Here is a 17,458-nt window from a genome sequence, read left to right on the forward strand (position 1 = left end):
TCAGGCGGCCGCAGAAAGATCGGGCAGTTCGGGCGTGTGCTGCAGCAGCAGGCCGAACTGGCGGGCCAGGTGGTCCAGCAGCACCGGCTTGACGGCCTCCATCCCGGAGGGGCCGCCCAAGTCCAGCACCGAGGTCACCTGCAACCCCTGATAGCCACAGGGATTGATGCGGTGGAAGGGTTCCAGGTCCATGGCCACGTTGAAGGCCAGCCCATGGAAGGTGCAGCCGCGGCGCACGCGGATGCCGAGCGCGGCGATCTTGGCACCACCGACGTAGACGCCCGGGGCGCCCTCGCGGCGTTCGGCGCCGATGTTCCACTCGGCCAGGGTATCGATGAGCGCCTGCTCGATGCGGCACACGTAGTCGCGCACACCGATGCCCAGCCGTGGCAGGCGCAGCAACGGATAGATCACGATCTGGCCGGGACCGTGATAGGTCACCTGGCCGCCGCGGTCCACGTGCAGCACGGGGATGCCCCCCGGCGCCAGCACATGCTCGTCCTTGCCGGCCTGGCCCAGGGTGAACACCGGATCGTGTTCGACCACCCACAGCTCGTCGGCATCGGCGTCGCTGCGCTGGTCGGTGAAGCGCTGCATGGCGCGCCACACCGGTTCATAGGGCTGGCGGCCGAGGTCACGGACCAGCGCCGGACGCGGCGCACGGTTCTCCGGGGCGGCTTCGGCCGGGCAGGTGTCGGCTACAGCGTCCACTTCACTTCCGGGTGGTCACGCAGCGCCTGGTGCGCCAGGTCGTACTGTTCGCGGCTCTCGGCCTTGAACACGATGCGGACGGACACGTACTTGCCGTTGGAGGAGTGCTTCCAGCTGATGCGTTCGTTCACCACATCGATGCCGGCGGCCAGCAACAGGCGGGGAAGCTCATGCTCCAGGCCGCGGTTGGCCGGGCCCATGGCGCTGAGCTCGAACTGGCCGGGGAACTGGAAGCCGTGGTCGGGGTTGTCGGACTTGATTTCCATGGCCCCATTATCGGGCCGCAGGGCAACAAACCCAAGAGTATTCATCAACGCCAGGACGGCACCGGCGGTCTGCTGCGTTGCAGGCGGCCCAAAGGGACGGGCCTGAGGCCCAACGGCAGCTGACTGCAATTTCCTACCGCCACCCACGCGAACATCGTACGGGCGGCCCGCGACCGCCTTCACGCCAGGCCTGCGGCGCGTGCGCGGGTAGCAAATTGTGCCCGCCGGACAATGTTGTTTTCGGAACAGACAAGTGACCCGGACGTGCTCGTTCCGACGCGCGGGCACGAGTACCGTAGCGTTGCAGAAAACGACTGAAAACCGCCCCCTTCCCCATGAGCATTCCATCCATGCGTAGTGTCGCAGCCCTCGGGCTCGCCGGCCTGCTGGCCTCTGCCCTCCCCCTTGCCGCCCAGGCGGCCGAACAGTGTGGCCCGGACGCCATGCGCGACCACCCGCCGCAGGTCAATTTCCGCGTCGACAACGACCTGTTCGGCGGCCGCCACCAGGATCAGGGCTATACCAACGGTGCGCTGTTGACCCTGGTCTCCCCCAATCTGGTCGATTACACCGACGATCCCTGCCTGCCGCGCATGGCGCGCTGGGTGAACCGGTACCTGGAAGGGCTGCATCCGGGCAAGTTCGAACAGCAGAACATGATCTTCAGCATCGGCCAGGGGATCTTCACCCCGACCGATTTCAGCCGCAGGGACCTGATCGAGGACGACCGCCCTTACGCCGGCGTGCTGATCGCGAACTTCGGTTTCAATGCGCGCAGCGGCGACCGCCTGCAGACCACCCAGCTGACACTGGGCGTGGTCGGCCCGTGGGCACAGGGCAAGCAGGTGCAGGATGCCGTGCACGAAGTGCTGGGCGACGAAAAATTCAAGGGTTGGGACAACCAGCTGCACAACGAACCACTGTTCATGCTGACCCATGAGCGCATGCGCCGCTGGCCGGGCGATGCCAGCGTCAATGCCGACGGTTGGGGTTGGGACGCGATCAGCCACTACGGCGGGTCGATCGGCAACCTGGAAACCAAGGCCAATTTCGGCGGTGAAGTGCGCTTCGGCTGGAAGCTGCCGGACGACTTCGGCAGCACGCCGCTGCGCCCGGCCGGCGAGAACACCGCGCCGAGCCGCCGCGGCCGCCCCAGTGGGTGGTCCTGGCACCTGTTCGCGACCTCGGACGCTGCCTGGGTGATCCGCGACATCACGCTGGATGGCAACACCTTCCGCAACAGTCACAGCGTGGACAAGCGCCATGTGGTGGCCTACGGCGGGTACGGCGTGGCGGTGATGTACGGCCGCTGGAAGTTCGCCGCCGCGCGCTACCACAGCACGCGCGAGTTCAACGGCCAGCGCGAGGCGCCGGTGTTCGGCAGCTTCACCATCAGCCGGTCGCTGTAAGCGAGGGGCTGAGGGTAGTGCCGGCCGCTGGCCGGCTGTTGGCACATCCGGATGGGTTCAAGCGGAGCCGGCCAGCGGCCGGCACTACCCGCATCCGCACGGAACCGGCATCCCGAAACGAAAAGGCCGGCATTCGCCGGCCTTTTCGTTCACCACGCCGGGGCGTGGATCATTCCGATTCCCACCACATCCAGAAGCTGTCCCACAGGCGCTTGAAGAAGCCAGCCTGCTCGACGGCGGCCACAGCGACCAGCGGCGCCTCGGCGATGACCTTGCCATCCAGCGTGACCTTCACGGTGCCGATCTGCTGGCCTGCAGCGAACGGCGCCTCCAGGGTCTTGGGCACGTCGATGCTCGGCTTCAGGTCGTTGTAGCGGCCGCGCGGCACGCTCACCAGCATCGGCTGGGCCACGCCCAGCTGCACCTTGTCGGTGGTGCCCTTCCAGACCTTGTGCTCGGCCACGGCCTTGCCCGGCTCGTACAGGCGGTGGGTCTCGAAGAAGCGGAAGCCCCAGTTCAGCAGGGCCAGGCTGTCATCGGCACGCTGCTTTTCCGACGCACCGCCCAATACCACGGCGATCAGGCGCTGGTCGCCGCGCTGCGCCGAACTCATCAGGCAGTAACCGGCTTCGGAGGTGTGGCCGGTCTTGATACCGTCCACGCTGCCGTCGCGCCACAACAGCAGGTTGCGGTTCGGCTGCTTGATATTGCCGACCTGGAATTCCTTGATCTTGTTGTACGCGTAGGTTTCCGGGTAATCACGCACCATCGCGCGGCCCAGCAGCGCCAGGTCGTAGGCAGTGCTGTGGTGGCCTTCGGCAGTCAGGCCGTGGGCGTTGACGAAGTGGGAGTTCTTCATGCCGATCTTGGCGGCGTAGCTGTTCATCAGCGACGCAAAGGCTTCTTCGCTGCCGGCCACGTGCTCGGCCAGGGCGATCGCGGCGTCATTGCCGGACTGGATCGCCATGCCCTTTTCCATGTCTTCCAGGCGTGCGGTCTGGTTGACCGGGAAGCCGCTGTAGCTGCCATCGGTGCCGGCGCCGCCTTCGCGCCACGCGCGCTCGCTCATCATCACCTGGTCATCCGCACGGACCTTGCCGTTCTTGACCTCGGCGGCAACCACGTAGGACGTCATCACCTTGGTGATGCTGGCCGGCGCGAGCTGCTCGTGGATGTTTTCGCCAGCCAGCACCTGGCCGGTGGCGTAGTCCATCAGCACCCAGGCCTTGGATACGCTCGGCACCGGCGCCGGCGGGGTGGCAACGGTGGCCGGGGCGGCAGCGGCAGCGGCGGGCGCCGGCGTGGCCGGGGTCGGCAGCGGGGTCTGGGCGGAAGCCAGGCCCACCACCAGGGTGGCGGCCAGGGCGGTGGCGGCGGAACGGAAATTCATTGGACAGCAGGCTCCAGGGGACGGCCAGGAATGGAGGGTGGAACGTAGTGGCCATTGTAAGGCCGGGGCAGCATGGGCCGGCAGCACCGGCCCGGGCGGGTCAATCCTTGACGATCTGCGGCGAACCCAGGCCCAGACCGGCTATGCGGCCGACAAGTTCCGCGGCACTGGCATGGTCGCTGGCGGGAACGCGCAGGCGGAACAGGGTGCGGCCACCGGCGGCGATGTCGCTGATGGTCGCGCCGACGATGCCGGCGGCGTTGAGCTGGCCCATTGCGCGGTTGGCATTGTCGCGGCTGGAGAAGCTGGCGACCTGCACCATCACCGCGCCCACCACCTGCTGCGACAGGCTGGGGGCTGCTGCGGTGGCGGGCACCGTACGCACTGCTGCCGGCGCGACCGCGCGCGGCGCGGCGCTGGCGACGACAACCGGTGCCGCAGGGGTGCTGCGCACCGGCGGTGCGCTCGGCGGCAGGCTGCTGACCGCCACGTCCGGCACGGCGCTGGCCACGCCCTGGGTGGTGGCCGGCTGGCCACGCGCAGGCATGGCGTCGGCCGGCAGGCGCTTGACCAGGCGATCGATGTCGCTGTCGGCGGTGGCACGCGTGGCCGGTACCGGGCGCGCGCCGGCCACCGCGACCGCGGTTTCGGCGGCACGGCGCTCGCGGCGCGACGGCTTCTGCGCCAGCAGGTTGCTCTCGCCCGGCTGCAGCGCACGCACTTCCACGTTGCCGGTGCCGCGCTGGGTGATGCCCAGGCGCACTGCGGCAGCATAACTGAGATCGACCACGCGGCCGTCATGGAACGGGCCACGGTCGTTGACGCGCACGATGACCGATTCGCCGTTGTCCAGGTTGGTGACACGGGCGAAGCTGGGCAGCGGCAGTGTCTTGTGTGCGGCGGTGAACTGGTACATGTCGTAGACCTCGCGGTTGGAGGTCAGGCGGCCGTGGAACTTGGCGCCGTAGTACGACGCCGTACCGCGCTCGACATAGTTGCGGGTGTCGTCGAGCACCTTGTACGACTTGCCCAGCACCACGTAGGGCGATTTGTTGCCGATCGCCGAACGCTCTTCGGCGGTCACTTCCGGCTCGGGAATGCAGGCGACGTTGGGAATGTAGTCCGGGGTGCTGTCACGCACGCCGGGTTTGTACAGGCCGCCGGCGGTGTAGTTGCCGCGCGTGTTCGGGTCTTCCTTGGCCGCCGCATACGGCGAGCCCTCGGGGCAATGTGCCGGGCGCGCGCCGCGGCCCTGCACCACCGTGCCGCTGGGCTTGCCACCGTGGCCGGCCGTGGCCGGCTTCTTCGGCGCGCTGCTGCAGGCGGCCAGCGCGAAGACGATCAAGCTCGGGACCAGCCATCTGATGTTCATGCCGGGGGCAGCTCCTGTCCGGCGATGGCCTGCGACAACTGGAACACGGCCATCGCGTACATCTTCGAGAGGTTGTAGCGGGTGATCGCGTAGTAGTTCTGGAAGCCCAGCCAGTACTGCTTGCCCGTGCTGCCTTCCAGCGTGATCGGCGTGGCCGTGGCGCCCGGCTGCACCGGTGCGCTGGGCTGGTAGCCGCGCTCGGCCAGGTCGGCCAGCGACCAGGTCGGCATCCATTCGGTCGGGTTGAACTCCTCGCGCCCCGGCGCCAGCGTGGCCGGTACGGCCACCTGGCCACCCCGGACCCAGCCGCCCTTCTTCACGAAATAATTGGCGATGGAGGAGAACACATCGTCATAGCTGGTGAACAGGTCACGACGGCCATCGCCATTGCCGTCCACGGCGTAATCCAGGTAGCTGGACGGCATGAACTGGCCCATGCCCATCGCACCGGCATAGCTGCCCTTGAGCGTGGTGATGTCCAGCTTCTCCTCGCGGCCCAGCTCGAACAGCTTTGCCAGTTCGTCACGGAAGAACAGCTCGCGGCGCACTTCGCGTTCCAGCTTGGCCGGGTCGCCACTGCGCGGGTAGTAGAACGCCAGCGTGTACAGCGCATCGAGCACGCGGTGGTTGCCGGCATTTTTGCCGTAACTGGTCTCCACGCCGATGATCGCCACGATCACTTCGGCCGGCACGCCGGTGCGCTGCTGCACGCGATCCAGTTCGGCACGATGCTGGGCCAGGAACGCGCGGCCGCCATCAATGCGTGCCTTGCTGATGAACATCGGCCGGTATTCGTTCCACGGTTTGACCCGTTCAGCCGGGCGCGACATGGCAGCGATGATCGGCTGGCGCACCTGCGCCTGGTCGAGCACGCTGCTGATCTGCTCCGGCTTCAGCCCATAGCGCTTGGCCGTATCGGCAACAAAGCGGGCCCGTGCGACCTCGAACGGCACCGGGGTGAGATCGACCGGCGGCGCTGTAGCAGCGGCCGCTTCGGGCGCGGCCTCGGCCGGGCCGTGGGCCTTGGTGGCGGGCTGGCGCGGCGTACTGCTGGCCTGGGGCGAAGACGGTGGGGACTTCGGCTGGGTCGCGCAGGCGACCAGGCCGAGGGTGAGCATGCAGGCCAGAGTGCGTCGAATCATCGTCGCAGGTTAGCAGGTCATGGATGAATTAAAACCCCTAACACCATGAATCACAACGATTTGCCCGCGTTCAGCGAGAAATGTGAAGACGTCGTGATCGGGCTTCCCCATTCAGATAGAGGTGGCCGGTTGCGTCCCCATCCCCGCAGACGCAACCGGCGACCGGATCCGGTCGGTACCTGCGCGGCTGCCGCTCCCCAGTGACAGTTCCCCGCGCTCCCTGTACCCGTTGGATCAGTACTGCTCCCGCCCGACGCCCCCTCGCGCTGCATCGATTGACGGCGCGCCGTGCCGAACGGGCCGCCATTGTGCAGGCCGATTACGACAAGTCCATTGATCAAGATCAACGCGGTGTAAAAATGTGAACCAGCTAACGTTTTTTTCGGACTTTCGTCCGGGAGCGTGTTGCGTCGCATTGTGGTGAGAACGCTTCCACAACAGGCACTGCGCAACGTCAGAGAGTTTCCAGCCAACGGCGCAACCCCTCGTGGGTGGTGTCTGGGTGGTCGCGGAAAGCAGAAGCCGCGGGTGGGCCGGTCGGGTTGGGTACGCGGGGGACGCCGTGAATCCGTCCATGGAGGCTTGGCAGCCGCATCCAGATCAGACACCCCCCGCGTACCCAACCCGACCGTCCTCTGACAGATTTCGGAGGTCTGCCACCCACGGAGAAGAAAGAGAAGATCAAAAGCGGATCGCGGCGCTGCGCTTGCTCGTGATCCGAGCATGGCTATGCCGGTCGTCCTGACCGTCACCCTTCGCGCCGTCGCCATGGGTGACGTTGGCAGCGGCTCCTGCCGCTGCCTTCGGCTTTACAGGAAGCAATGAAGCGGGCGGCCAAGCTGCGTTTGCTTTTGATCCTTTTTCTTTCCGTGGGTGGACGAACACGGAATCTGCCAGCGGCCGGGTGGGTGGGCAGTGCGGGGTGTCCGCGGCATGGATGCCGCGGCCAAGCCCCCATGGATGGGTTCACGGCGTCCCCGTACTGCCCACCCACCCGGCCAGCCCTCAGCAATCCGGCTTTCAGCGACCCATTCCACCCACGAGGGGCTGCGCCGTTGGCTGGAAGCCCTATCCCCCGTGCACGGGCCGGTGCCCGCGTACCGCCATCACCAACCCGACGCCGGCCAGCAACGAGACAGCGGATGTCCCGCCATAACTGATCAGCGGCATCGGAATGCCCACCACCGGCAGCAGGCCGGAAATCATTCCGCCGTTCACCAGCACGTAGACGAAGAACGCCAGCCCCAGGCTACCGGCCAGCAATCGCGCGTGCGTGTCGCGCGCGTGCACCGCAATCCACAGGCAACGCCCCACCACGAACAGGTACAGCGCGAACAGCGTCACCACGCCGATCCAGCCAAACTCTTCGGCCAGCACCGAGAACGCAAAGTCGGTGGTGTACTCGGGCAGGAAATCCAGCGTGGCCTGCGTGCCCTGCCCCCAGCCGCGTCCCTGCCACCCCCCGGAGCCGATCGCGATGCGCGATTGCAGGATGTTCCAGCCGGTACCAAGCGGGTCGGCCGCCGGGTCGAGGAAGGTCAGCACACGATCCTTCTGGTATTGCCGCAGCAAGCCGAACCACGCCAGCGGTGCAGCCACTGCCAGCCCTGCCACCCCGGTCGCCAACCAGCCCCAGTGCAGGCCACCCAGCAACAACGCGAACACGCCACTGGCAGTAACCAGCGTGGCGGTGCCGAGGTTGGGCTGCATGAGGATCAATACCGCCGGCACGCCGATCAGCAGCCCGGCAGTCAATACCGTGCGCGGCGAGGGCGGCAGTGGTTGCCGATGCAGGTACCACGCCATCATCAGCGGCAGGCTGAGCTTGAGCAGCTCGGACGGCTGCAGGTAGAACACGCCGAGGTTCAGCCAGCGCTGCCCGTACTTGCCGGTGCCGATGACGTACACCGCCATCAGCGGCAGCATCGACAGCGCGTAGATCGCAGGGGTCCACGCACGCAATCGCAGCAGCGAAACACGCGACAGCAGCCACATTGCCAACAGCCCACCGGCAAAGCGTGCCGCCTGCCCGGCCACCGGGCCGGACACGCTGTGCAGCACCGCCAGGCCGGCGCCCATCAGGATCAACAACGCGCCCAGCAACGGCAGATCGATCGTGCGCAGCGCCTCACGGCAGCCGCCAAGCAGTCGTTTCCATTCCACGCGGGCACGGTAGCAACGGGTGCTTGCGTGAAGCTGTCATTGTGGTTCTGCGTTTGTAGAGTCGAGCATGGCTCGACTCTACAGAAGCGCGCATCCGATGCTACCCGTAACCCCCGTGCACCGGGTTGTGGCTGCGCACCGCCATCACCAGGCCGAAACCGGCCAGCAGCGACACCGCCGAAGTACCACCGTAGCTGATCAGCGGCATCGGCACGCCTACCACCGGCAGCAGGCCGGAAATCATCCCGCCATTCACCAGCACGTAGACAAAGAACGCCAGGCCGGTGGCACCAGCCAGCAGGCGCGAATAGGAATCGCGTGACTGGCTGGCGATCCACAGGCAACGCCCGATCACCACCAGGTACAGCGCCAGCACGGTGGCCACGCCGATCCAGCCGAACTCCTCGCTCAGTACCGAGAACGCGAAGTCGGTGGTCTGCTCGGGAATGAAGTTCAGGTGCGACTGCGAGCCTTCGCCCCAGCCCTTGCCATCGAAGCCGCCGGAACCGATCGCGATCTTCGACTGGATGATGTTCCAGCCGGCGCCAAGCGCGTCCATCTCCGGGTCCAGGAACATCATGATGCGGTCCTTCTGGTACGGCCGCAGCAACCAGAACCAGGCCACCGGCGCGACCGCAGCCACGCCGCCCACGCCCAGCCCAACCCACCACCACGGCAGGCCCGCCAGCAGCAGCACGAACACGCCGCTGGCGGCGATCAGCACGCCGGTACCGAAGTCCGGCTGCAGCATCACCAGGCCGGTGGGTACGCCGATGATGACCAAGGCCACGAGCACGGTATTGAAGCGCGGCGGCAGCGGCATCTTGTGCAGGTACCACGCCACCATCATCGGCAGGCTCACCTTCAGCAGCTCGGCCGGCTGCAGGTAGAAGAACTTCAGGTCCAGCCACTGCCGGCCATATTTACCGGTGCCCAGCACGAACACCGCCAGCAGCGGGATCATCGAGATCGCGTAGATCATCGGCGTGGCCGAGCGGATGCGCAGGATCGGCACCCGCGAGATGCCCCACAGTGCGGCCATGCCCACCGCGAAACGCGCGCCCTGCGCCATCACCAGGCTGTCGCCACCAGCGCTCTTCAGGGTCGCCAGGCCAATCACCATCAGCGTGCCCAGGGCCAGGCACAGCACCCAGTCCAGCGTGCTGAAAAAGCGGCGCAGCATGTCGCCGGCCCAGCGCAGGAACACTCTCATCGTGCGGGCTCCGCAGGGGCCGGGCGCGGCGTGGCTGGCAGCGCGGCGGCGGGCGCACCCGGCTGCGGCGCAGGCGCCGGCTCCGGTGCGGGTGCGGGTGCACCGATCAGCACCGGATGCTCTCCCACCTGTGCAGCGGCGAGGTCACCGGCCTGGCGTGCGCCCGCGTCTTCGTTGTCGAACGCGGTGGCGCCGATGGCGGTGGTGCCGCGCTCGCTGTCCAGCGGCTGCATGCCTTCGGGCAACTTGCCCAGCAGGTAAGCGTCGAACACCTTGCGTGCGATCGGCGCCGCGGCCGAACCACCATAGCCACCACCTTCCACTGCCACCGCAATCGCGATGACCGGGTTGTCCGCCGGCGCAAAGCCGACGAACAGTGCGCGGTGACGCAGATGCATCGGCAGGCTCTTCGGATTCACGGCGGCGGTGCCCTTGCGGCTGATGACCTGCGCGGTACCGGTCTTGCCGGCCATCACGTACGGCGCACCGACGGCCACGCGCCAGCCGCTTCCGCCAGGCCGCATGGTTGCCATCATGCCCTCGCGCACGGCCTGCACGTTGTTGGGATTGGGGCTGACCGGCTTGCTCTCGCCGGGCGGCGTCGCCGTCCAGTCGCTGTCGAAGCCGTCGCGCTGCTGGATCACCAGGTGCGGGGTGCGCAGCTGGCCGTCGGCCAGGCCGCTGACGCCGCGCGCCAGCTGCAGCGGGGTGACCTTCCAGTCACCCTGGCCGATGCTGATGTTGACCGTATCGCCGGGATACCAGGCTTCCTTGCGGGTCTTCCGTTTGTAGGCCGGCGACGGCAGGATGCCGCCGATCTCGCCGGTGAGGTCGATGCCGGTCGGCTGGCCGAAGCCGTAGTACTCCATGTAATGGTCGAAGCGCTCGATGCCCAGGTCCAGCGCCAGCTTGTAGTAATAGGTGTTGACCGACTCGGCGATGGACTTGCGCAGATCAGTCCAGCCGTGACCGCCACGGTGGGCGTCACCCCAGCCGCGCGAGGTGCCCGGCAGGTAGAACATGCCGGTGGACAGCACCTTGTCTTCCGGGCGGCGCACGCCGGAGTCCAGTCCCGCCAGGCCGATCAGCGGCTTCAGGGTGGAACCGGGAGCGACGCCACCGAGCACCAGGCGATTGAACTGTGGCCGCGACGGGTTTTCGTTCAAGGCCTTGAAGTCGGCATGGGAAATGCCGTTGACGAACAGGTTGGGGTCGTAGGACGGCAGGCTGACCATCGCCAGCACTTCGCCAGTGCGCGGATCCATCGCCACCGCCGAACCTTCCTGGTCGCCAAACGCGGCCACCATCGCGCGCTGCAGGTCAGCGTCGATCGACAGCCGCAGGTCGGCGCCGGACTGCGCGGCGACGCGGCCGATGGTGCGGATCGCGCGACCCTGCACGTTGGTCTCGACCTGCTCGTAGCCGACCTTGCCGCGCAGCTGCTGCTCGTAATAGCGCTCCAGGCCGGACTTGCCGATGTGGGTCAGCGCGGCATTGCCTTCGCCGAGGATCTCCAGGTCCTTGTCATCAACGCGGCCGACGTAGCCGATGATATGCGCGAACAGGTCGCCGTACGGGTAACGCCGGGTCAGGTAGGGTTCGAGCTCGACACCGGGGAAGCGCCAGCGGTCGACGGCAAAGCGCGCCATCTCCTCGTCGCTCATGCGCAGCTTCAGCGTGACCGGCAGGAACTTGCGGCGCGCCTTGCGCGACCTGTTGAATGCTTCCAGCTCTTCCGGGCTGATGCTGATGATCTTCGCCAGCCCTTCCAGGGTGGCATCCATGTCCCTGACCTTGTCCGGGGTCACGTCCAGGCGGAAAGCCGGCACGTTTTCGGCCAGCAGGCGACCGTTGCGGTCGTAGATCATGCCGCGCCCCGGCACCACCGGCCGCGGCTTGATGCGGTTGGCTTCCGAGCGCGTGGCGTAGACGTCGTGGTCCAGCACCTGCAGCTTGAAGTACCAGCCGCCCAGGCCCAGCAGGCAGACCAGCACGCCCAGGAAACCCAGCGCCGCACGGCGGCGGAACTGTTCGGCTTCGGCATGCGGATTCTTGACCTGGCGGCGCGGGATCATGGCTCAGCGCCCGCGCTTGCCGAAGCGCACCGCGTCCAGCAGCACGAACACCAGCGGCCACAGGCCCATGCCCAGCAGCGGTGCCCACCAGTACGACCACGGCAGGGTCGGCTCATCCACCACGATGTGGACCAGCGCGCTGACGATGCGGTCGTTGAACAGCAGGCCGCCGATGGCCAGCATCTGCTGGGACATCGGGAAGAAGCGGATGCGCGCGCGGAAGCGCTGCAGGATGAAGGCCAGCATCACCAGCCGCAGCGCCTGTTCGCCCAGCACGCCGCCGTACAGCAGGTCGGCAACCACGCCGCTGGCGAAGGCGATGCCCAGGCCGACGCGCTCGGGGGCTTCGATGACCCAGTACGCCAGCACCAGCGCCAGCCAGTACGGGCGCAGCGGCTGCAGCAGCGCCGGCAGCGGCAGCAGGCCCAGCAGCAGCGCCACCACCAGGCTGGCCGGCAGCACCCACGGGTTGTCGCGCAGGCGGCTCATCGCTGCGCCTCCGGCGCGGTCGGTTGCCGGCCAGCGGCCGGCACTACCGTGGATCCAGCTGGGGGAGAGCCCCCCTCTTGTTGAGGGGGGGGCGCCGAAGGCGCGGGGGTAAGGGAGGATGCGCGGGGCGGTTGTGCCGAAGGTGCAGACGGCTCAAGGGGGCGCGCCAACGGCGCGGGGTTAAGGGAGGATGCGGGGGCAACAGTCCTCGTTTGCGACGAGGGCTGTTGCCGGCCAGCGGCCGGCACTACCGGGGCGCTGACCGGAGCCGGCGTCGTTGCCGCTGGCGCGGCTCCCGCAGGCACGCTGGCGCCGGTGGCCGGCCCCCCCGGGGCGGTTTCTTCCAGCTGCAGGCGCAGTTCCGGCGGAATGCGGATCGCCGCGCCCGGGCGCAGCAGCAGCACGTCGCGGCCGCGGTCGAGCTGGGCCGCCGGCTTCAGTTCGCCGACCAGGAAGGCATGGGTGTCGTCCGGGCGCAGGCCGGTGATGGTGCCGACCGGGAAGCCGGCCGGGAAGCGCCCGCCGAGGCCGGAGGTGACGATCTCATCGCCCACTTCCACGCCGGCGCTGAGCGGGATGTCGCGCAGCTCCAGCGTGTCGCCGCGGCCATAGACGATCAGGCGCACGCCGTTGCGGGCCACGGTGACCGGCACCGCGTGGTCGGGATCGGTCAGCAGCAGCACGGTGGAGGTGCCGCCGGTGACGCTGATCACCTGCCCCATCAAGCCGCCGGCGTCGATCACCGCCTGGCCGACGTGCACGCCCTCGCGGCTGCCTGCGTCGAGCACCAGGCGCTGCTTCACCGGGTCCAGGTCGATGTCCAGGATCGGCGCCAGCTGCACGTCCAGGCCACTGCGCTCGGCCACGTTCAGCAGTTCGCGCAGCTGGGCGTTGTCCAGCGCGGCGGTCTGCAGGCGGGTCAGGCGCGCGTTGGCCAGCAGCAGCTGGTTGCGCAGTTCACGGTTTTCAGTGACCAGCTGGGTATGGCTGGCGGCGGAATCCTTGACCTGGTTGCCGAGCTTGCCGGGCAAGCCAGCCAGTGCCCACACCGGCTGTACCAGGCTGTTGGCCTGCTCGCGCAGGCGTGCCAACCAGCCGGCCTGGTCATCGAGCACGATCAGGGTGATGGCCAACGCGAGATAGGCCAGCAACCGCAGGGGGCTGGCGGCATCACCGGATCGGGAGGCGACGGGAGGACCGGCGTAGGGCGGCACGGCAACGATTCAACTGGCAGAAGGCGGAAGGGAAACACGCGGGCGCCCCGCCGGTGCCGGCCCGCCATCACGGCGGGCCGCACCCCGGAAGGGCGCGGCGGGCAGGAACGGCCGGGACGGCTTATTCCGGCGCAAAGAACTCGTTGCCGTGCATGTCCACCAGCTCCAGCGCACGACCGCCACCGCGCGCCACGCAGGTCAGCGGATCGTCGGCCACCTGCACGTGCAGGCCGGTCTCCTCGGAGATCAGGCGGTCCAGGTCGCGCAGCAGGGCGCCACCACCGGTCAGCACGATGCCGCGCTCGGCGACGTCGGCGCACAGTTCCGGCGGGGTCTGCTCCAGCGCCAGCTTGACCGCGCTGACGATGCCCGACAGCGGTTCGTGCAGGGCCTCGAGCACTTCGTTGGAGCTGATCTTGATCATCTTCGGCACGCCCTCGGCGAGGTTGCGGCCGGAGATTTCCATCTCGATCACTTCCGCCTGCGGGTAGGCGCAGCCCAGCTCGACCTTGATGCGCTCGGCGGTGGCTTCACCGATCAGCATGCCGTGGTTGCGGCGCACGTAGTTGGTGATCGACTCGTCGAAGCGGTCGCCACCGATGCGGACCGACGCCGAGTAGACGATGCCGTTGAGCGAGATCACCGCCACTTCGGTGGTGCCACCGCCGATGTCGATGACCATCGAGCCACGGGCTTCGGTGACCGGCATGCCGGCGCCGATCGCGGCGGCCATCGGTTCTTCGATCAGGAACACGTCACGGGCACCGGCTTCCTCGGCCGATTCCTTGATCGCGCGGCGCTCGACCTGGGTCGAGCCGGCCGGCACGCAGACCAGGACGCGCGGGCTCGGGCGCAGCACGCGCGACTTGTGCACCTTCTTGATGAAGTGCTTGAGCATCGCCTCGGTATAGGTGAAGTCGGCGATGACGCCGTCCTTCATCGGGCGGATGGTGGTGATGTGGCCCGGGGTACGGCCCAGCATCTGCTTGGCTTCGGCGCCGACGGCTGCCACCGAGCGGGTGCCACCGATGGCACGGTCCTGGCGCACGGCCACGACCGACGGCTCGTTCAGCACGATCCCCTGCCCGCGCACGTAGATGAGGGTGTTGGCCGTGCCCAGGTCGATGGACAGGTCGTTGGAGAACATGCCACGGAGTTTCTTGAACATCTGAGGAAGGAGTCCTGAGGGGTGTCGTGCCCGCCGCGGGATGGCGAAAAAATGGGCAGAAATCGAGGCCGACAAGCCTAGCAACCCGCCTGCCGCCGAGCAAGGAAAAAACTAGCTGAACCCGCGTCTTCACAGGCTTTCGGCCTGATCGGGTCTCACCCGGTTCTGGCCCTGAGCGGCACCAGCGGGTAACCTTTGCGCCGTCGGGCGCCCAAGGGCGCCGTTTGCTTGCCCGCTGAACCGGGCCGGCCCACCCCAAAATTCACCGCATAGGCTTACATCGATGTCCGCTCTGATCTGTGGTTCTCTTGCCTTCGACACCATCATGGTGTTCCCGGACCAGTTCAAGAATCACATCCTGCCGGACAAGGTGCACATCCTGAACGTGTCCTTCCTGGTGCCGCGCATGCGCCGCGAGTTCGGCGGCTGCGCCGGCAACATCGCCTACAACCTGCACCTGCTGGGCGGCCAGCCGATTCCGATGGGCACCGTGGGTTCGGACTTCGGCCCGTACCGCGAGTACTTCGAAGGCCTGGGCATCGACCTGTCGCGCGTGCGCGTGATCGATGAGCTGTTCACCCCGCAGGCGTTCATCACCACCGATCACGACAACAACCAGATCACCGCCTTCCACCCGGGCGCGATGATGCGTTCCTACGAAAACCACGTGCGTGGCGTGCCGGGCGTGACCCTGGGCCTGGTCGGCCCGGACGGCCGCGAAGGCATGATCCAGAACGCGCAGGAATTCCACGAGGACGGCATCCCGTTCATCTTCGACCCGGGCCAGGCCATGCCGCTGTTCAACGGCCCGGAACTGCGCGCCTTCATCGACCAGGCCGACTACGTGGTTGTCAACGACTACGAGTCGAACCTGCTGCAGGAACGCACCGGCTGGGACGAAAAGGAGATCGTCAGCCGGGTCAAGGCCTACATCACCACCCGCGGCCCGAAGGGCGCGGTCATCCACACCCCGGAAAAGAGTTACGACATCCCGCCGGCGCACGAGCGCCGCGTGGTCGACCCGACCGGCTGTGGCGACGCCTTCCGCGCCGGCCTGATCTACGGCATCCAGAAGGGCTACGACTGGCTGACCATCGGCCGCATGGGCAACCTGATGGGCGCGCTGAAGGTCGAGCACCCGGGCACGCAGAACCAGCGCTTCACCTTCGACGAGTTCAACGAGCAGTTCAAGCAGCAGTTCGGTTACGCGCTGGGCGCGTAAACCGAACTGCCCGCGCATCTGATCGGTGGTGTCGACCTTGGTCGACACTGCCGGCCCGCGGCCGGCACTACCGGAACCTCCGACCGACACGTGGCCTGCTCTCTGTAGAGCCGAGCCGTGCTCGGCTTGCGCGCGCCAGCGCGATCTGACCGGAGTGCAGCCGAGCGTGGGCTCGGCTCTACATCATCAGCCGCCCTGCCAGGCCGCCAGCAAGGTGCGGCAATCGGCGAAATGCCAGTCGGCGCGGCCCGGCCACGGGTTTTCCGGCAGGTTGACCAGTACGGTATGGGCGCCCGCGGCGCGGCCGCACTCCAGGTCGTAGGCGTGGTCACCCACCATCACCGCCTGCGCAGGCCCGATGCCCCATCGCCGCAGATGCTGCTGCAGGCCATCCGGCGAGGGCTTGGGCACCGCTTCATCGCGACCAATGATGTCGGCATCGTCGAACAACGCCCCGATCCCGATCGCCTCCAGCGTCAGCTTCGCCAGCGCATGATCATTGCGGGTCAGGATGCCCAGCCGGCAGCCAGCCGCCGCCAGCGCGCGCAGCAGCTTCACCGCACCCGGCGCGGGCAGCGCGTCCTCGGCCAGCGCGCGTTCGTGATCCAGCAACCACTCACGCTTGGCCTGCGCCGGTGCGTCGGGCAACGCCGCGATATGGTCGAGGATGTCTTCCTCGGCGGCGATCTGCAGCGCGCGGCGGATTGCGGCGAAATCATGCACGGCGACGGTCAGCGTGCCGTCCATGTCGAACACCCAGTGCCGGATCGCGGACAACGCGTGCACCGCGCTGCCCGCCGCACCCGTCACTGCCACCACTGCGGCATGCGGCTGGCGTCGACGCCGCCGGTTTCGAACACCGCCGTGCGGGTGCCGCCGGCCTTGACCGGGAACTCGATGCTGATCGACCTGCCCTTGCGCGCCAGCTTCCACAGTGCCTTCTGGTCGGTGATGAACAGGGCGATGGCCTCATCGGTCTTCGGGCGCCAGGCGGCCATCGACACCGGCTTGCCGTCGTCCACGGTCACTTTCACCGTGCACTGCGGGCAGCGGAAATCACCGGCCTGCAGCACCAGGTAAGCGTGCCGCTTCCACTCCGGGTGATCGCGGAACACCAGCTGCACCGGCTTGGCACCGCTGCCATCCACGTCCACCCGTTCCTTGCTGTAGATCTGCGCCGAAACCTGGTTGCCCTTGTTGCCCACCGGGATCTGGTTGTACTGCCACAGCGCCTGCATGCGGCGCAGGTCGCGCGCGGCATCGCCCTTGGCCTTGACCTCGTCGAAGCCTGCGGCGATGCGCTCGGCGGCGGCGGTGTCCTTGTACTGGTCCAGCAGCGAGGCGCCATGCAGGCGCGCGCGTTCCCAGTCCTGCGCGGCCACGGCCATGTCGTACTGCTTGGCCACGTCTTCGGCCTTGGCCTCCTTCTGCGCCTGCACGGCGGCCGCGGCGGCTTCCTGCGCCTTGCGTTCTTCCTCGGGGTTGCTGCAGGCGGCCAGCGCCAGGGTGCAGGCGGTGAGCAGGATCAGTCGTTTCATGGCGGAGGTCCTTTGCGAGTGCATCCCGATTCTATCGGCAGCGAAAAGCGGATACACCAACGGCGGGTTTCCCCGCCGTTGGTGGT

Annotated in this window: 15 protein-coding genes; 2 read left to right on the plus strand and 13 right to left on the minus strand. The window is 67.7% G+C overall.

What is annotated here, in order from left to right; translation table 11 throughout:
* Positions 1-711, minus strand: a complete 711-nt coding sequence (lipB, locus tag AC5P66_RS12555; protein WP_099488350.1) for a lipoyl(octanoyl) transferase LipB — start codon at positions 709-711, stop codon at positions 1-3.
* On the minus strand, positions 699-977 hold the full coding sequence (locus tag AC5P66_RS12560; protein WP_005411067.1) for a YbeD family protein: 279 nt from the start codon (positions 975-977) through the stop codon (positions 699-701). The genes lipB and AC5P66_RS12560 overlap by 13 nt, the downstream gene beginning before the upstream one ends.
* A gap of 350 nt (positions 978-1,327) precedes the next feature.
* Here AC5P66_RS12560 and AC5P66_RS12565 point away from each other — a divergent pair, with 350 nt between their 5' ends.
* Positions 1,328-2,386, plus strand: a complete 1,059-nt coding sequence (locus tag AC5P66_RS12565) for a lipid A deacylase LpxR family protein (protein ID WP_080352985.1) — start codon at positions 1,328-1,330, stop codon at positions 2,384-2,386.
* Positions 2,387-2,555: 169 nt separating this feature from the next.
* Here the strand turns inward: AC5P66_RS12565 and AC5P66_RS12570 are convergent, their stop codons facing one another.
* The 9 genes from AC5P66_RS12570 to AC5P66_RS12610 form a co-directional block, all read right to left on the minus strand.
* The gene (locus tag AC5P66_RS12570) at positions 2,556-3,776 is read right to left on the minus strand and encodes a D-alanyl-D-alanine carboxypeptidase family protein (protein ID WP_099496221.1); all 1,221 of its coding nucleotides are present in this window, start codon (positions 3,774-3,776) and stop codon (positions 2,556-2,558) included.
* A 100-nt stretch (positions 3,777-3,876) separates the two neighbouring features.
* The gene (locus AC5P66_RS12575; protein ID WP_049410553.1) at positions 3,877-5,148 is read right to left on the minus strand and encodes a septal ring lytic transglycosylase RlpA family protein; all 1,272 of its coding nucleotides are present in this window, start codon (positions 5,146-5,148) and stop codon (positions 3,877-3,879) included.
* The gene (mltB, locus tag AC5P66_RS12580; RefSeq protein WP_058982400.1) at positions 5,145-6,290 is read right to left on the minus strand and encodes a lytic murein transglycosylase B; all 1,146 of its coding nucleotides are present in this window, start codon (positions 6,288-6,290) and stop codon (positions 5,145-5,147) included. Before mltB ends, AC5P66_RS12575 begins: the two co-directional genes overlap by 4 nt.
* 1,068 nt (positions 6,291-7,358) lie before the next feature.
* On the minus strand, positions 7,359-8,453 hold the full coding sequence (gene rodA, locus AC5P66_RS12585; RefSeq protein ID WP_049415527.1) for a rod shape-determining protein RodA: 1,095 nt from the start codon (positions 8,451-8,453) through the stop codon (positions 7,359-7,361).
* A gap of 100 nt (positions 8,454-8,553) precedes the next feature.
* On the minus strand, positions 8,554-9,666 hold the full coding sequence (gene rodA, locus AC5P66_RS12590; protein ID WP_014648447.1) for a rod shape-determining protein RodA: 1,113 nt from the start codon (positions 9,664-9,666) through the stop codon (positions 8,554-8,556).
* Positions 9,663-11,741 carry a penicillin-binding protein 2 gene (gene mrdA / locus AC5P66_RS12595; protein WP_049415531.1) on the minus strand — a complete coding sequence of 693 codons (2,079 nt, stop codon included), beginning with the start codon at positions 11,739-11,741 and terminating at the stop codon, positions 9,663-9,665. Before mrdA ends, rodA (AC5P66_RS12590) begins: the two co-directional genes overlap by 4 nt.
* 3 nt (positions 11,742-11,744) lie before the next feature.
* The gene (mreD, locus tag AC5P66_RS12600) at positions 11,745-12,230 is read right to left on the minus strand and encodes a rod shape-determining protein MreD (RefSeq protein WP_005419400.1); all 486 of its coding nucleotides are present in this window, start codon (positions 12,228-12,230) and stop codon (positions 11,745-11,747) included.
* Positions 12,227-13,444, minus strand: coding sequence for a rod shape-determining protein MreC (mreC, locus tag AC5P66_RS12605; RefSeq protein ID WP_111096208.1), 1,218 nt, complete (start codon positions 13,442-13,444; stop codon positions 12,227-12,229). Before mreC ends, mreD begins: the two co-directional genes overlap by 4 nt.
* Before the next feature lie 121 nt (positions 13,445-13,565).
* Positions 13,566-14,612, minus strand: coding sequence for a rod shape-determining protein (locus AC5P66_RS12610; RefSeq protein ID WP_005419402.1), 1,047 nt, complete (start codon positions 14,610-14,612; stop codon positions 13,566-13,568).
* A 283-nt stretch (positions 14,613-14,895) separates the two neighbouring features.
* Between AC5P66_RS12610 and AC5P66_RS12615 the strand changes: the two genes are divergently transcribed.
* Complete coding sequence (locus tag AC5P66_RS12615; protein ID WP_005411078.1) at positions 14,896-15,834, plus strand: carbohydrate kinase family protein; 939 nt, start codon at positions 14,896-14,898, stop codon at positions 15,832-15,834.
* 186 nt (positions 15,835-16,020) lie between these two features.
* Here the strand turns inward: AC5P66_RS12615 and AC5P66_RS12620 are convergent, their stop codons facing one another.
* Entirely contained in the window at positions 16,021-16,653 is a 633-nt protein-coding gene (locus tag AC5P66_RS12620; protein WP_099495348.1) for an HAD family hydrolase, read from the minus strand.
* On the minus strand, positions 16,641-17,372 hold the full coding sequence (locus AC5P66_RS12625; protein ID WP_049415538.1) for a lipoprotein: 732 nt from the start codon (positions 17,370-17,372) through the stop codon (positions 16,641-16,643). The genes AC5P66_RS12620 and AC5P66_RS12625 overlap by 13 nt, the downstream gene beginning before the upstream one ends.
* Positions 17,373-17,458 lie beyond the last annotated feature (86 nt).

The organism is Stenotrophomonas sp. YJH_SMC_122, from assembly GCF_059369535.1.

Excerpts from the sequence above, each read along its gene's own strand:
- AC5P66_RS12560 (WP_005411067.1), bottom strand. The coding sequence starts at position 977 with ATGGAAATCAAGTCCGACAACCCCGACCACGGCTTCCAGTTCCCCGGC.
- AC5P66_RS12565 (WP_080352985.1), top strand. The coding sequence starts at position 1,328 with ATGCGTAGTGTCGCAGCCCTCGGGCTCGCCGGCCTGCTGGCCTCTGCC.
- AC5P66_RS12570 (WP_099496221.1), bottom strand. The coding sequence starts at position 3,776 with ATGAATTTCCGTTCCGCCGCCACCGCCCTGGCCGCCACCCTGGTGGTG.
- AC5P66_RS12575 (WP_049410553.1), bottom strand. The coding sequence starts at position 5,148 with ATGAACATCAGATGGCTGGTCCCGAGCTTGATCGTCTTCGCGCTGGCC.
- mltB (WP_058982400.1), bottom strand. The coding sequence starts at position 6,290 with ATGATTCGACGCACTCTGGCCTGCATGCTCACCCTCGGCCTGGTCGCC.
- rodA (WP_014648447.1), bottom strand. The coding sequence starts at position 9,666 with ATGAGAGTGTTCCTGCGCTGGGCCGGCGACATGCTGCGCCGCTTTTTC.
- mrdA (WP_049415531.1), bottom strand. The coding sequence starts at position 11,741 with ATGATCCCGCGCCGCCAGGTCAAGAATCCGCATGCCGAAGCCGAACAG.
- mreD (WP_005419400.1), bottom strand. The coding sequence starts at position 12,230 with ATGAGCCGCCTGCGCGACAACCCGTGGGTGCTGCCGGCCAGCCTGGTG.
- AC5P66_RS12610 (WP_005419402.1), bottom strand. The coding sequence starts at position 14,612 with ATGTTCAAGAAACTCCGTGGCATGTTCTCCAACGACCTGTCCATCGAC.
- AC5P66_RS12615 (WP_005411078.1), top strand. The coding sequence starts at position 14,896 with ATGTCCGCTCTGATCTGTGGTTCTCTTGCCTTCGACACCATCATGGTG.
- AC5P66_RS12625 (WP_049415538.1), bottom strand. The coding sequence starts at position 17,372 with ATGAAACGACTGATCCTGCTCACCGCCTGCACCCTGGCGCTGGCCGCC.